This is a genomic window from Alteracholeplasma palmae J233, assembly GCF_000968055.1.
Taxonomy (GTDB): Bacteria; Bacillota_I; Bacilli_A; order Acholeplasmatales; family Acholeplasmataceae; genus Alteracholeplasma; species Alteracholeplasma palmae.
This window is the reverse complement of record NC_022538.1, coordinates 30364-45342: the sequence shown is the minus strand read 5'-3', so window position 1 is coordinate 45342 and position 14979 is coordinate 30364. Positions and strand designations below refer to the sequence as shown.

The following is a 14979-nucleotide window of genomic DNA, read 5'->3' as shown; positions in this document are numbered from 1 at the left end:
CTTCATATATTACATATTTATGTGTTAATTCATTGATACATATGCTTTTTTTTAAAATGATAATCAATTAAATTGCATAAAAAAAAGACTTTTATTAAGTCTCTTACTATCCTGTATTCGATTCAGTTTAATAGATTGATAACACTTCGTTTTCATACATTTCCAATTCGTTGTGTTTATTTATCCTCATTTTTATATTTAAAAAGGTAAAGTGCATATGCACTCTACCTTATCTATTTATAACTGTTTTAAAAATTCATTGATTAAAAATTTGTTTCTTTCTTCTAAGAATTGTTCATATTTATTTAAACTGTAATTTTCATCAATTACCCATTGAACTTGTTCCTTATTTGGGTATTCATATCCTTCTACTGATCGTTTTGCTTTGTATAAAATATCATACTTATGTGCTTTGTCTTTTTCTGGTAGTAAATATAGATTTCCTACAGGACTCATTGATATGTTTCCTGCTATTTTTTCTACAACATACTTAGGAATAATATGGGTTATAATATATTTTTGTTCATCATTAGTTCTATATTTTTTTGTAGCAAATAAATAGAATAATTTTGAATCACTAGTAAATGTTTTAAGGGGTTTGTTAGATTGCGTTTCTATCCAATCTTTAATATTTTGTTGCCATGTATCTTCTGGAATAGGTATTAAATATCTATTTCTATTTAAATCCTGATTTATAATTTCATTTAATGTATTATCTCCATGACCAGACCATTCGCTTCTAATAATATCATTTAAGTATCTATATGGCATATACTTAGTAAACAATCTTAGGTTATTCATAGTATCTTTTTTATTTGTTATTTCTAATGTATCTATATCTAATTCATAATGAATTTTAAACCATGTATACGCAATAGAAAGCATTTGAGCTTCTATGTATTTAGAGTAGATCGATATATAAGGCTTAAGTATGGCAATTACTTCTTTAAAACTTCTTATAATGAGATTTTTAAAATTATCTAAATTGCTTGGTTTAATTTTATCATTAATAAACTTGTCTAGTTTATTCATATTTTTCAAATGCATTCCTAAAAATGTTATAAGAGATGCGAAACCAATCGTATCTATTACAGAATCATCATACTTTTTAGATGGAAATATATCTTTCAATTCTTCTGTAAGAATTTTCCCCATTGCTAGGCAATATTCATACAAAGTAACCTTTCCTTCTCCTTTTATTGAACCTTCGTTATAGTTTTCTATTTCTAATTCTGTTTCTTCGATAATTTTTTTGTATCTTGCCTCTACTCTTTTAGTTATTTCCCTATCCACACCTTTTAAAATAGTTCCATCCCATGATGAGGCAAATACTTCATATTTAGAAAGCTTAGTCCCACCTTGATTAAGCTTTTCAAAGATAGATGGAAGTTCTGATTCATCGCCTGTAAAAAGAATTACAGGTATTTCAAGCGAATCTAGATTTATTACTTTTTCTAAGTTATTCCATAATAGAATTATTTTAGTATAAATTTGATGGTATTGAGGTGTGTTCTCCAATCCTGGATATGTTCTTAATAATTCTTTAATCAATCTATCAGCAAACTTGTTACTATTAATAAAATCCTGTTTATCTCTAATAACTGTACTAAAACATCTTTTGACTTCTTTTAAAATAACACTGATTTCTTGATCGTTATAATAAGAAACAATTTTATCAGCTATTTCTAGTAACTCTGGGTAGTTTGTCTCATCAATTGTAATATACGCAAATGGGTTCTTATCAAAATCTTTTAAGGTTGTAAATCTTTGAAGTCCATCAATAACGCTATGCTTATTACTGCCTAATTTACTATAAAGCAGCAAAACACCAAACGGATCACCTATTAGAACACTTTCAATAAATTCTTTTTTTGTTTTAAATTCCAAACCATTCTTCTTTGAAAACTCGGCATGTTTATATTGTTCTTTAATTGACTATATGTATAGTCTCTAAAAATATATTTCTTCTCCATAAATTATCTCCCTATATGTTTTTATTTATTTCTGTTTGATTAATTTTTACTACTAAATCAAATATTTTAATTGCTTGATCGATTGTTAACATAAAAAACTCTCTTTTACTAGCTGCAGTGTTTTTTCTAACATTTGGGTTAATTGTATCTATCATTGCATGTATTGTTTTTTCCAAAGTTAGAGAATCATATGCTGAATGTGTTTCTATTGTTTTTTCAACAATAAAAGGAAGAGGTGCTCCAGTATTTAACTGTCTAACTCTTTTAGTTATAGAGTTTGTTCTTCCTATTTTGATCCACCCTGGGATTGATTCATTGGACATAAGATATACAAAATCTCTTGTGTTTTTCTTTTCCTTTGCTTCAACTGTTTCTTTTTTGTATTCTGGAATTAATTGACATATCCCTTTATCAATAAACTTCACTATTTTTTTATCCCTTAATTTTTGTAATGTCTGTCTTATCTTTTCTTCAATATAATTATTGTTTGGATAGACTTTTTTAAATTCTGGTATGTATCTGTAGATGTCACTTGTTGTAAATTTAGTGTTTTGAAATTTATTGACAATAAGGTTAAATATAATTTGATTCCATCCCTTCAAATTTATCTCACCATTCACAAACTTAACCTTCTTTCATCTGTTTATTTTAATTAGATCATATTTTTAGAATTATGTCAAATATTTATCATTTTACAAAGAAAAAAGCCCTTTATTAACTAAAGGACTCGTCTTTATTCAGAATATTTTCTATGATTTCATCTAAGATATCTCTATTATCATTATCCATATATTCTTCATATACTTGCTCAACGATTTGATTAAATGTAGCATTTGAAAGTTTTTTTACATCATCTATATTGTTATTATAATAGTTAACTACTTTATATGCGATGGTTAGATGTGTAATATATAAGTTTTCTTTATCTAGTTTTTCTATGACTTCTTGTGTGTATTCTAATAAGTTGAATTTTTTCATATCATTACCTCAACTATTATTATACACAATTAAGGCTATTTTTTCTTTTCCAAAATGAGTTGTTCTAATAATCCGTTTTCTAAATCACTTATATTAAATACATATTGAATCTTATTGTATGCTTCTTTTAAATTGTTTTTAGTTTTTAGCCAGCCTAATCCATCAGTAATCCAAATGAATGTTACTTCTGGAATATGTTTTAAATTCTCTGCTAGTTTAATATAACTTCTAGATGTTTCATTAAGTTTAGATCCTGTTGTGCGGTAATAATTAGTTTCTATTAAAAAAAGATGACCGTTATCGTTTTTAATAACAAAATCAAAACGTTTGTTTCCAGTGTATTCAAAATACTCTTCTTTAATTTCTATTCCAAGTGTATCTTTAATCTTTTGTTGGGTTGCTTCTTTTTCCCATTTGATATTACTTATATTAGAAATGATTCTTTGGACTGTTAATCCCATGGCACTCCCACTTCTATTTTTTCTGCCGTTAGTATCTAAGCCAACTTCTATCCCTGTTACATAGTCAACAAGATTTTTTATACCATAGTCACTAAATAATTCTATAAGTCTTGTTTTATATATGAAATCTAGATAATATTTTGCATCCATGTTTTCTTTAAAGTCATATGTTATAACAACATTATTATCTAGAATATCTAATTGTTTATCTCTTACTGCTAAAAGAATCGGTAATACTCCTACTACATCAGGATTCTTAACAAGCATTTTTTTAAATTCTTCAGCAAAATTATCTTCACCTATTAAAATATTTAGAACATTTAAATTATATTTAACATCTTTGACTTCTTTAAATACTTTATCAAAGTTCACATAATAATCATATGATGTAATTGTACTTTTTAACCCGTTTATTAATTTGTCAAAACTTCTATTTTCCATTTGACTTAAATCCCTTTCTCATATCTTCTAATTGTTAAATCTAAATAGTTACTATCCATATCGATACCAATATACTTTCTTTTTAGTTTGTTAGCTGCAACCCCTGTTGTCCCACTTCCATTAAATGGATCTAATATGAGGTCAGATTCACTAGTTGAGGCAAGTATCATTCTTTCTAATAGAGCGATCGGTTTTTGTGTTGGATGTTTTCCTTCTTTTTTCTCACTAGGCTTGGTTAAACTAAATTCCCAAACATCTTTCATTTGTTTACCGCTATTAATTTCTTTCATCAAATCATAATTAAATTTATTTTTAAAGCCTTTTTTTCTAGCCCATAGTATTGTTTCTGTAGAGTGAGTAAAAGCTTTTTTAGCTAAGTGTGGTGGCGGATTTAGTTTTCTCCAAACTATATTATTGATGATTTCAAATCCTTCTAATTCTAATGCGTATCCAATAATATATATATTATGAAATGTCCCTGATATAAATATTGTTCCATTATCTTTCAAAACTGCTTTACAAAGCCTAATCCAATTTCTATTAAACTCAAGTTTTTCAGTTACATCCATTTCTGTTTTATCCCAAGAACCTTTATTAACAGAAACCATTTTTCCACCTTGACATGTTATACCATCGTTAGATAAAAAATAGGGTGGATCTGCAAATATCATATCAATAGACTTTTCTTCTATAAACTTTAATATTTTTAGTGAATCACCATGATATAGCGAAAAAGAATTATTTAAGTAGTATGGTTTATTCATAGTTAGTAATTAAGACTTCTAAAACATCACCACGTCCACTAGATTTTGAGTTTACAAGCCTTTTAGCAGGAACCACAGTTATTCTATAGTCTTTGTATAAATCCTTTATAAAATCAGTATAATGATTGCTAAGCATGACTTTCACTCCCTTTTTATCAAGGGCTTTAAAAACATTAAAGAGCCTTACTTGGTCTTCTTTAGTAAAATCAAATTGAGTGTATGATGTAAATGAGTTCTTTTCTTCCCATGGATCATAAGGTGGATCAAAGTAGACAAAGTCATTTTCTTTAGCATCATTAACAGATGCTTCAAAATCTATATTTCTAATATCTATTTTATTATTAGATAAATATTCATGTACTGATTCTAAGTTGTCTTTTGAATAGATAGATACTTTATCTTTTTTACCAAAAGGAACATTAAAGTAACCTTTTGAGTTGACTCTGTAAAGTCCATTAAATCCGGCTTTATTTAAATACACTACTCTAGCTGCTCGTATCGCTTTAGATAGTTGAGAAAAATTATCATCTCTATCCATCTCTCTAATCTCATAATAATATTCTTTAGAATGATTAAGTTCATGTAGATCTAAGTATTGAATAAATTCTTTATAATCCTTGTCATTACTTAAGACCTCATAAAGATTAATTAATTCTGAGTTCATATCGTTTATAACAGCAACCTTTGGTAAAACTTCAAACAGTAAGGCACCGCCACCAACAAATGGTTCATAATAACGATTATATTCTTTTGGCATGAGCTCTACTATCTTAGGTAATAACTGTCTTTTTCCGCCAACCCACTTTAATACTGGATTCATAATGCCTCTTTCTAGATTAAAAAATATTCCTATAAGGTACACCTTTTAGGAATTGTTATTTTTGATAGAAAGTGTGTCAAATTTAATAGTATTTTTATATAAACTTGATTATTTAGCTAAAAAGTGATAGGATCAGCCTATATATTAATGAGTTTTAAAAGGTGTACCTTATAGGAATGTTTAGTGTTAAAATAAGTCTTGCATTTTACATACAGGAGGAATTTTATGACTAAAACATATGCATACATAAGAGTTTCATCTAAAACACAATCTATTGATCGACAATTAGATGAAATTGAAAAATTAAAATTATCTAAGAAAAATATCTTTATCGATAAACAAAGTGGTAAAGATTTTGAAAGAGATTCGTATTTAAAACTTAAAAACAAATTAAAATATGGGGATTTATTAATTGTTAAAAGTATTGATCGTTTAGGAAGAAACTATGAAATGATTATTGAAGAATGGTCGTTTATAACTAAAAAAATAGGGGCAGATATCAAAGTACTTGATATGCCCCTTTTAGATACTAGAATACAACCTGATAATCTAGTTGGTAAGTTTATTAGTGATATTGTTTTACAGGTGTTGTCATTTGTCGCAGAGAATGAAAGAGATAATATTAAGCAAAGGCAAGCCGAAGGAATTAAACTTGCAAAAGAAAAGGGCATCCACATGGGACGCCCTAGAGTTAAATTGCCTAATAATTTTAAAGATATCGTTAGTAAAGTTAAGAATAAAGAATTAACTTCTCGTGAAGCTATTAAAGTGTTAGGAATATCTAAATCATCTTTTTATAAATATCTATTTCTAGAAAAAATTAATTTTTAGTCGCGTGCTTATAATAAATTATATGTACTTTAACATCTTTATTAGAGTTACTTTTTAATTTAGTATTAGTCAACTTTATTTGATCCTGGATTGAATATCACCTGTGCTAAATCAGCCACAATTCTTGCTACTTGATGTTATTATTGATTTAATTTTAAAGACTTGCAAATCCATTCGTTGATTTGTGTTTTATTGTTTTTCTTAACATTGCTTAAATCGGCATCATACTCTGTATTATATACGCCTTTAGGCTGTTTTTCTTGAAACCTTGGGATATCTAATGTTCTATAAAATCCCATGTTACTTTTTATATAATTCTCGTTAAATTTAATTTGTTCTAACTCAGTTTTAGTATAATTATTAAGTAAATTTGTAATGCGAATATGTAAATTAAATTTTAGAGGATTATTCTTCTTTACGTTCTCAGATAGTTCATACAAAGAAAGACCTTGATCATCTTTTCTTAACATTATAGAAACAATCCATGTATCATAAATATCTGAAACAAGTTGTTCATGCCTAAATTTATGGACTCTTGAATCTCCAGTTGTAGTTTTGATTTCTATTTTATTATATTCCGTAATAGAAAAATCAAATTTCATTTTTTCCTTTGATTGCCAAAAATCAGAAATATCAAACTTATCATTTTGAATATAATACATAAAATATAGTTCACCAAATAATCCTTGCAATTCTAATAGAGGTAGTTGCTTTTTGTTCGAAAATAAGTTCTTTAATGTTTCAAAAAAAGTTTTAATATTAATTAACGTGCTTTTCCTTGATTTTGAATATACATTCGTAAGTTGTATAAATGAAATAATAGATTCATAGTTTGATTCAAAACAAACAAGAACGTTATATATTCCTTCATATATTACTTCATCCGTTTTTAAAGAGCATTTCATGTTTGTCTCTAGAAAGAGATGTTTTGTTCGCTGAGATGTTGGTCTAATATGCTCGTTATCAGTTTCACTAATAAACGTTATATAACCCTCTTTTGAAATACCATAATAACTATTTTCTATTTTAACAACATTATAACTGTTGTCCACTGGCTTTTCAATATTTTTTAGTGTTTGATATAATTTATCAATTTCCATTATTTTTCTCCTTTGGTAACAAACGATGATAATGCCTCGGTTAACTTAGATGGTAGATATATAACAAAAAAAGGTAAATAAAAATCATACCCAACAATTTTGTTAGGCTTAACCAGATGCACTTGAACCTGTATGTTATCAGCTCTTTCATCAGGCAGTTTTCTATCACCAATATAAAAATCTGGGCTATTAACATTAGGATTATGACCTTGCATTAATGTACTAAGCATTCTTCCTGATTCATCAATATTACGTTCTTCCTTAGTTTCGTATCTGACCCACAAAATATCAGTAATTGGATCTTTTTTTAGATGTTGAAACCCAGCCTCCAATAAATCAAAGAACCCTTTATTTAGGTTACCTGTTGTTGGATATTTGTATAGATTAAATAGATCTTTCTTGATTATAGAAAATTTTAAATTTGGTAATAATAAATGATTCTGAGTCCTTGAATACCTTATATTAATTAATTTTTCTTTGTTATCATTCTTTATTTTTTCTAAAAGTCTATTATTTTCTATTGCTACTTTTTCATCTAAAATAACACTATTTTGAGATTTAAATTGGTCAAAATCAAGTTTCTGAGTTCTTGCTACGTTTGATCTAGTCAATCTTAATAATCTACTATTATTTTTAAATACTCTACCAATTTCTTTAAACGGGGTACCCTGTTGTTCTGCTTTTTTTATAGTATCCCAGAGTGCTTCATCATGTTCGAAAATATGATGAAAATCATCTTTAATCTGCTGTGTTGTGTATACTCTACATATATCTATATAAGCCTCTTTATACCCAAACCATCTTGCTCTTTGCTCTGTATTATCAACGTTACTTGTTGTTTTAGCTCTTCTAATTATGTAAGTAATGGCTAAGCCTTTTATCGTCAATCCTCTTTCAACCATATTTCCACCGACAAAAATATTAGTTTTATATAATTCTGAATTTTTACTTGCGTCAGTATCACTATTAGTCAAGTGAATTTTTGAACAAAATTTTATCGAGTCTAAAATAAATTCTTCTAAATCAACAAAAGACGGTAAATTAACACCATCATTTTTATATTTGTCGTATGCTGAAACTAAGTGCCTTTTCAGGCTTTGATAAGCTATGTCTTCATAACAATCAGCCTTGTTCTTCCAACTGTCCACTACACTTTGTAACTTTTCTACTACACTAGCATGATCAACTTTTCTTTGACTTGGGTGAAACAATAATGCATGATTTCCAAAATCACCACGATATTTTCTAACACCATTTGAAACAAAAAACGAAGCTAGAGCTTCATATACTGAAATTGGAATACCACAACTATCAAATAAACTAATTTCATCTTCTGGAATAACCTTAACATATTTATCTTGGTTGTCACCGTGGAACTCAGATAAGCCGCAGTAACCGATCCCTGGGTCAACCAAGACTCCAAAATCTGGAGATAAGAGATCTAGGGTATCAATCAAGATGTTTGCTTGAGGAGTTGCTGTAACTGAAATAAAGCAATGTTTTTTAATTCTAGTCTTTAGTTTTAATACAGACTCGTAGATTGTACTCATTTTCTTTTTATCTTTGCTATATTTTTTTGTGTTTAATGTTGCTTGATCTCCCTCATCATCAATAATTATTGTTGGCGCTATCGATAATTTATAATTATTAAAAATATCAGACATTTTATCAATATGTTTTTGATGTTTTAACCCTATAATAATGATTTTACGGTTTTGCTTTATAAATTCTGATATTGTATTGGCATTTATAACATCATCATTTTTATTCGTGTCTAATATAACCAACTTCATGGCATCAACCCTAAAAGAATTCTTAATTCTTGTTACGTTTTGTTCAAGTAAATTATTTTTATTTCCGCCCAAAACAACTGCAATTTGATAACCATTATCAAAAGCTAAGCCTATCAAAGAAATAAAATTAGAAGTCTTTCCACTTTGAACTTTACCAATAACAATTCCTGTTTTTGATGACTCATCATTAATATTAGGGTCTGGACACTGAGACAAGGTTTCAATTGCATTCTGAATTATTGAATTTATTGATTCATCTGGGTAGTCTTCTTCTTCCATTACATTTTTAACACAGTTACTGTAGTAACCATCACTTTTTATTGTCCATACATTTTTATTGTCAGTTTTGGGAATAACCTTTATAACATCACTCATTTAATTCATTCTCCTTTAATTTCAAACTTTCCTCTAATAATGTATTCATTTTAATTCTGATATCAGCAGGATCAATTCTACTATCTGGAGACATTACTGTGCTTTCAATCTCTGCTATAGCCATACTAAATACAAATTTAGTCATTACCTCTATAAACTTACTGTCATCTATTAAAGGCTTAAAAAACGGATGTTTCATGTTAAGTGTAATTCTATAAGAACTATTTTCTTTTTTTATTAGTACCCACTGTGTAGAATAATCTTTAAAGTTAACAAGAAAGTTATAATGAACACCGTTTCTTTCTAGGCTCACCTCTGAAGTTTTTGGTCCTTCAATAATTACAGATGTATCTTCATTATCATCAACTATTAAACTTCCTTGTTCTATAAATTCTTCCTTTAATCCTTCTTCTATAAAGGTGATTTTTGGATTTTCTATTATTCCAGCATCAGCTAATTCTTCTACCGCTTTTGAAATAAAATCTGTTGAAATTGCTTTTTGTCTAACTCTAATTTTCGCAGATTTTTTTATTAAATCTTCTATTAACGGAATTAGAGTTTCAATAAATTTTTCTTCTAAACCTCCATTGTGCCAATCAAAGTTGTCTTTTGCTTGTGTAACTTTCCACTCATCCATATGTAATTCGCCAAAAATTCTTTGATAGGGAAAATCATTTGAATTACCAAATATTTCTTTTGGACGGTAATTTTGATCTACTCCACCTACGATAACTCTTTTTCTTCTTAAAAGAGAAAGTCCCGCATCAGATACACTCCCTTTTTGTCTAATAGCAACAAAACCTCTGACAGGTAAAAATTGGTTTTCGTGTTCGACCATAATGTCAATGTCAGTTTTCCACTCCTTGAAAGTTCCATCATGGAGCTTTTCTTTATATATTTCTACTTCTTCAAAAAACAATTCAGTTCCATTGTAAATTATGCTAATATCGCCTCGCCTTAAATCTTCTCTATATATACTTGCTAGCAATGATTTAACTTTACCTATTGTTTTTCCACCCGTTATCTTTTTATTTAAATTGCTTATTGTAAGCATTGTGAAATGCTCTCCCAAATCTGATTTTTCCATATCATAATCAATATAATCTTCATGGGTTTCACTTATTTTTTCTACATTAACACTTGCTGAATACTTAATGTCTGATCCTAATTGTGTTGACACAATTGACCAAAAATTTCCAAACCAACAGGCAGCTGTTTTTAATCCCATTCCAAATTCATTTCTTCCCTTTTTATTCAAAGGTGGTTTATCGATCTTAATGGCTCTTTCAAAATCTTCTATTTCCATTCCATAAGCGTTATCTTTTATTGTCAATGTATCGTTTCCATCAGGCATTTGTTCGTAAGTTATTTCAACAACTAATTTACCGAAGTTCGCCATGGAAGTTAATTCTTCCTGATGATCAAAAAAACTCTGTGTAGAGTTATCTACAAATTCTGCTATGGCTGTCCAAGGCTCATATCTTAAGTTCTTATATGTTGCATACACACCTGTTGTTGGACGAATATTAATCTTATTTTCCATCATCATTTGCTCCTTTGTTCCAGTCATCATAAGCAAAATTAATCAATTTATTTGCTAATATCTCTACAACCTTGACATTTATAGCGTTACCTAGTTGCTTATAAGTATGGGATTCATTAGGTGAAAAGATAAAATCTTTTTTAAAACTCTGTAAATTTGCAGCTTCTCTAGGAGTAATATATCTATAGGTTTTTTTATTTTTATCCCAAATGATTGGTTTATTGTTTATAGCAACTAACGTTGGAAAATACGTTGGCTTCTTTGCTCTAATTCCTGAGTGCCTAAACTGGATAATAACTTCTTTTAAAGAGGAAAATTCATCTCCACCATTCCACTCAAATTTTTTGTGTGTTGAAATTCTTTCCATCATATTATGCTGCTTTGACCAATTATCTATAAATAACTTATGCTTTTTGTAAAATTCTCTGTTTTTTTGAGCAAATTTTTGTTTCCACTTTGGTAATTCATCAATCTTCATATCTTGCTTTGCCCTTACCTGATATAGAGTCAAGTCTTTGTATTTTTTATCAGAAAGACCTATACCCATATAATCTAGCCAAATAGGAACTCCGCTTGGCTCAAAATTTGTCCCTCGTCTAAATTCATCCCAAATATCCAATATTTGAACTTCTTCTTGAGGCAAATTATATTTATCATCAATATTTTGTTCTAAAATTTTCCATGCATCACCATTACTTAAAGACCCCAATCCCGGAGGTAAATCGGTTAGTTCCAATTCTTCTAAATGTATATATCCATTTTTAAGTTTTTTAGCATCCCTAATATCTTTTCTAATCCCTAATATATAAACCCTCTCTCTAATTTGAGGTATTCCAAATTGACTTGGCGATAAAATCAGTGGCTTTTCAGTAACGTAAAAATTTAGATTTCTTAACTCGTTCTGTATTATATCCCAATTTTCACTCTTGTCAGATAAATTTCTCACATTCTCTAAAATTATAAATTTGCATTCAGGGTGATCTTTTAAAATATCTATAATTCTATAGAAAAGATTGCCTCTCTCTTCATCATTAAATCCTTGCTGATTACCGGCTTTACTAAAAGGTTGGCATGGAAATCCGCCGCATAAAACATCAAACTCTGGAAGTTTATTCCAATTTTCATTTATATCTCCAACAACAGGAGTTTTAGGAAAATTTAATAGGTATGTTTCCTTTGCAAATTCGTTAATTTCAGATGCTGTTACACACATCCCTCCCAATGATTCAAGGGCTTGATGAAAACCTCCAATACCAGCAAATAAATCAACAAAAGTAAATTTCTTATTGTTCATTTTAATTTTACCCTCTTACTAACTATTTTTAATTTATTTAAGTAAAAAACGGCTTAATATATCAATATATTGAAATAATTTCCTGTTTTTTATAAAAGATTTAAATTAAAAAAATTCAAATACTTATATTGTACGTAGTTAAAAATAGACCTGTTTTCAATTTAAGTAATTATAAAACCACATTATTTGATAAATAAATTATAACATATAGAGAACTATTTATACTAATATATGAAGCATAAATCATATTTTACACAATGCTTAAAATCTGAGTAATTAATACACAATAATTATATTTAAATTTTTATTGTTAAATAATTTATAGTATTTATCTAATTTATTGATCAACTCTCAGTATTTTTAATTTTTTTACTGAATTCTATAATAATTTTTTTAAACATCAAGTTCTTCTTTAAAAATGTCTATAAGCCTCTTTGCAATATCTTTATTAATGTGTAGTATTTGAGATACTCCTTTATTTATACTATTTGGATTATATGTTTTTAATATAACACACGGTTGACCATTTTCTAAGTACCCCTTTTCAAATAAACACTCAACATTTACTATCCCATTTCTTTGTGATACTCCTGACTCATTTTTCGTTATTTTGACTATTTTTGCCATTATAATTTCTCCTTATTTTATACTCTAATTTTATCTGTAACAACTAAATCTACTCTATTTTTACATTTGTAATAAATGTTTCTAGATCCACTTATTTCATCAGCTCTAGTGTTATCAAAAAGAGACTATTAATATGGATGACTCCACTTTCAGTCTTGCTCATTTTTGACATGTTAAAAGCATCAACAGAAAAACTTCTGTTGTTTAAGTTAATATCTGTGATAGCGATCCAATATTTAGTTATATCCTCTTTTTGGTTTTGATATTCAATCGATAACCAACTTCTACTCTTAATAGCCTTGGAAATATCTTTTTGTATCTTCATCCACATACTTATCCTTATGTTTTATATAATATATGTCTATTATATCACTATTCTAGCCATTTCTATGTTTTTTTATAGATACATTATACTTATAGAGCCATTTAGCTTATTAAAATATAAAAAAGAACAAAAGATATAGATCTTTTGTCCAATTATTTATACTGCAAGAACGATTAGTTCTTTATTCTTTTTATGTAAATAATGATACATTCTTGGAACTAAAATACAAACTGCGCATATCCAAGCTATTGGGCTTGCTAGTGAAATCCCGTAATATCCTAAAGATGGGATTAATAAATATGCTGCTGAGATTCTTCCTATTAATTCCATCACACCACCTAAGGTAGGAATAACTTGTTCTCCTATTGCTTGAAGTGTCATTCTATATACAAATAAAATATTTAAAATAATATAGTACCATGATATAGTTGTTAGATACTTTGTTGCGTATGTAATAACTTCTTCTGTTGGGTTTGAAATAAACATTCTAATTAATGGCTGACTAAAAACAGTTGAAAAAATGGTTGCTATAAAAGTTGTTCCAAGTAAAATGACTAATGATAAATTAATTCCTTTACGAATCCTTGTATATTGTTTTGCCCCAAAATTTTGTGCAGCAAACGTTGATACTGCAACACCTAAGGCAACCATTGGTTGAACTACTAGTGTTTCTATTTTAGAGCCAATAGAAAAGCCTGATATGGCATTTTCTCCTAATGGATTTAAAAAGGATTGTACAACCATAACTCCAATTGCTGTAATTGAAAATTGAAAGGCCATTGGAAGTCCCATTACTAAATGCTTTTTAATCTTTTTTTGATCCACAACAAAATCACTTTTTAATATTTTATATTCCTTATACTTTTTATTTAAGTATATATAACATAAAATAAATGAAGCTGTTTGAGCTAACACATTCGTTAAGCCTGAAACAAATACTGGTAATTTTAAAACTCCAATCAAGACAACATCTAGAATCACATTAAATATTGAGGTTAAAATCATAACAATTAATGGAAATCTACTATTTCCAAAGCCTTGTAAAATAGAGACTAACAAAATACTAAATACTGTTGAAGTAATTCCAGCATAGACAACTAAAATATAAGTATAGCTATCATGATATAAATAATCTGGTACTTTCATAAAGTTTAACAAGTAGGGTGCTGTGACAATTCCTAGGATTGTTAAAACAATAGAAAGAGTGATTCCAATTAGAAATGAGATTGCTATCGATTGTTTAACTTGAGAAATATCTTTCTTGCCAATACTTTGTGTTACTTTTAATCCTAATCCTGTGGCAATTCCCTGTGCAAAGCCAATAACTAAAAAAACTATTGGTCCTGTTGTTCCTACTGCAGCTAATGCTCTTTTACCTAAAAACTGACCAATTACAATTGTATCCATAAGAGAATATAACTGATTAATTAAGTTAGATATTACTACGGGTAACATAAATATAAATAATAATTTTAAAATATTTCCTTTAAGGAAATTAACATCTTTCATATAGTCCTCTAATCGTATAAATTTACTTAATTATTATATCAATTTATTTAGACTTAGTTAATTTAAAAACACACGAAATCGTTTTATAAAAAAATCTCTTCTATAAATACTTTATACCTTTTGGTATTTTTGTATTTACAAAAAG

14 protein-coding genes are annotated in these 14979 nt (G+C 28.0%); 1 reads left to right on the top strand and 13 read right to left on the bottom strand.

The genetic code is table 11. The features are described 5' to 3' along the window. Positions 1-237 precede the first annotated feature (237 nt). The 6 genes from BN854_RS00180 to BN854_RS00155 form a co-directional block, all read right to left on the bottom strand. Positions 238-1887: a DUF262 domain-containing protein gene (locus BN854_RS00180; RefSeq protein WP_026653970.1), complete on the bottom strand. Its 1650-nt coding sequence runs from the start codon at positions 1885-1887 to the stop codon at positions 238-240. Between the two features lie 97 nt (positions 1888-1984). Then, entirely contained in the window at positions 1985-2593 is a 609-nt protein-coding gene (locus BN854_RS00175; RefSeq protein WP_026653965.1) for a GIY-YIG nuclease family protein, read from the bottom strand. Between the two features lie 94 nt (positions 2594-2687). Further along, positions 2688-2951, bottom strand: coding sequence for a hypothetical protein (locus BN854_RS00170; RefSeq protein WP_026653958.1), 264 nt, complete (start codon positions 2949-2951; stop codon positions 2688-2690). Between the two features lie 35 nt (positions 2952-2986). Beyond that, complete coding sequence (locus BN854_RS00165; protein ID WP_026653949.1) at positions 2987-3853, bottom strand: type II restriction endonuclease; 867 nt, start codon at positions 3851-3853, stop codon at positions 2987-2989. Positions 3854-3858: 5 nt separating this feature from the next. Further along, positions 3859-4617 (bottom strand): DNA-methyltransferase, encoded by a 759-nt coding sequence (locus BN854_RS00160; RefSeq protein ID WP_026653942.1) that lies wholly within the window; start codon positions 4615-4617, stop codon positions 3859-3861. Continuing rightward, positions 4610-5437 carry a DNA adenine methylase gene (locus BN854_RS00155; protein ID WP_026653934.1) on the bottom strand — a complete coding sequence of 276 codons (828 nt, stop codon included), beginning with the start codon at positions 5435-5437 and terminating at the stop codon, positions 4610-4612. Before BN854_RS00155 ends, BN854_RS00160 begins: the two co-directional genes overlap by 8 nt. A gap of 225 nt (positions 5438-5662) precedes the next feature. Between BN854_RS00155 and BN854_RS00150 the strand changes: the two genes are divergently transcribed. Further along, on the top strand, positions 5663-6268 hold the full coding sequence (locus BN854_RS00150) for a recombinase family protein (protein WP_026653927.1): 606 nt from the start codon (positions 5663-5665) through the stop codon (positions 6266-6268). A 140-nt stretch (positions 6269-6408) separates the two neighbouring features. On the opposite strand, the gene BN854_RS00145 is transcribed toward BN854_RS00150, so the two are convergent. From BN854_RS00145 to BN854_RS00115, 7 genes are all read right to left on the bottom strand, one after another. Then, positions 6409-7368: a PD-(D/E)XK motif protein gene (locus tag BN854_RS00145; RefSeq protein ID WP_026653921.1), complete on the bottom strand. Its 960-nt coding sequence runs from the start codon at positions 7366-7368 to the stop codon at positions 6409-6411. Next, the gene (locus BN854_RS00140) at positions 7368-9536 is read right to left on the bottom strand and encodes a Z1 domain-containing protein (RefSeq protein ID WP_026653915.1); all 2169 of its coding nucleotides are present in this window, start codon (positions 9534-9536) and stop codon (positions 7368-7370) included. The genes BN854_RS00145 and BN854_RS00140 overlap by 1 nt, the downstream gene beginning before the upstream one ends. Beyond that, the gene (locus tag BN854_RS00135) at positions 9529-11079 is read right to left on the bottom strand and encodes an ATP-binding protein (RefSeq protein ID WP_026653910.1); all 1551 of its coding nucleotides are present in this window, start codon (positions 11077-11079) and stop codon (positions 9529-9531) included. Before BN854_RS00135 ends, BN854_RS00140 begins: the two co-directional genes overlap by 8 nt. Next, complete coding sequence (locus BN854_RS00130) at positions 11069-12373, bottom strand: DNA cytosine methyltransferase (protein ID WP_026653904.1); 1305 nt, start codon at positions 12371-12373, stop codon at positions 11069-11071. The genes BN854_RS00135 and BN854_RS00130 overlap by 11 nt, the downstream gene beginning before the upstream one ends. Before the next feature lie 393 nt (positions 12374-12766). Then, positions 12767-13000: a hypothetical protein gene (locus BN854_RS00125; protein ID WP_026653897.1), complete on the bottom strand. Its 234-nt coding sequence runs from the start codon at positions 12998-13000 to the stop codon at positions 12767-12769. A gap of 91 nt (positions 13001-13091) precedes the next feature. Then, positions 13092-13325, bottom strand: coding sequence for a hypothetical protein (locus BN854_RS00120; protein ID WP_026653890.1), 234 nt, complete (start codon positions 13323-13325; stop codon positions 13092-13094). A 156-nt stretch (positions 13326-13481) separates the two neighbouring features. Beyond that, entirely contained in the window at positions 13482-14834 is a 1353-nt protein-coding gene (locus BN854_RS00115) for an MATE family efflux transporter (RefSeq protein ID WP_026653882.1), read from the bottom strand. Positions 14835-14979: the final 145 nt, after the last annotated feature.

Bases quoted from the DNA above. Each gene is read 5' to 3' on its own strand.
- BN854_RS00170 (WP_026653958.1), bottom strand. From the start codon at position 2,951: ATGAAAAAATTCAACTTATTAGAATACACACAAGAAGTCATAGAAAAA.
- BN854_RS00165 (WP_026653949.1), bottom strand. From the start codon at position 3,853: ATGGAAAATAGAAGTTTTGACAAATTAATAAACGGGTTAAAAAGTACA.
- BN854_RS00160 (WP_026653942.1), bottom strand. From the start codon at position 4,617: ATGAATAAACCATACTACTTAAATAATTCTTTTTCGCTATATCATGGT.
- BN854_RS00155 (WP_026653934.1), bottom strand. From the start codon at position 5,437: ATGAATCCAGTATTAAAGTGGGTTGGCGGAAAAAGACAGTTATTACCT.
- BN854_RS00150 (WP_026653927.1), top strand. From the start codon at position 5,663: ATGACTAAAACATATGCATACATAAGAGTTTCATCTAAAACACAATCT.
- BN854_RS00145 (WP_026653921.1), bottom strand. From the start codon at position 7,368: ATGGAAATTGATAAATTATATCAAACACTAAAAAATATTGAAAAGCCA.
- BN854_RS00140 (WP_026653915.1), bottom strand. From the start codon at position 9,536: ATGAGTGATGTTATAAAGGTTATTCCCAAAACTGACAATAAAAATGTA.
- BN854_RS00135 (WP_026653910.1), bottom strand. From the start codon at position 11,079: ATGGAAAATAAGATTAATATTCGTCCAACAACAGGTGTGTATGCAACA.
- BN854_RS00130 (WP_026653904.1), bottom strand. From the start codon at position 12,373: ATGAACAATAAGAAATTTACTTTTGTTGATTTATTTGCTGGTATTGGA.
- BN854_RS00125 (WP_026653897.1), bottom strand. From the start codon at position 13,000: ATGGCAAAAATAGTCAAAATAACGAAAAATGAGTCAGGAGTATCACAA.
- BN854_RS00120 (WP_026653890.1), bottom strand. From the start codon at position 13,325: ATGAAGATACAAAAAGATATTTCCAAGGCTATTAAGAGTAGAAGTTGG.
- BN854_RS00115 (WP_026653882.1), bottom strand. From the start codon at position 14,834: ATGAAAGATGTTAATTTCCTTAAAGGAAATATTTTAAAATTATTATTT.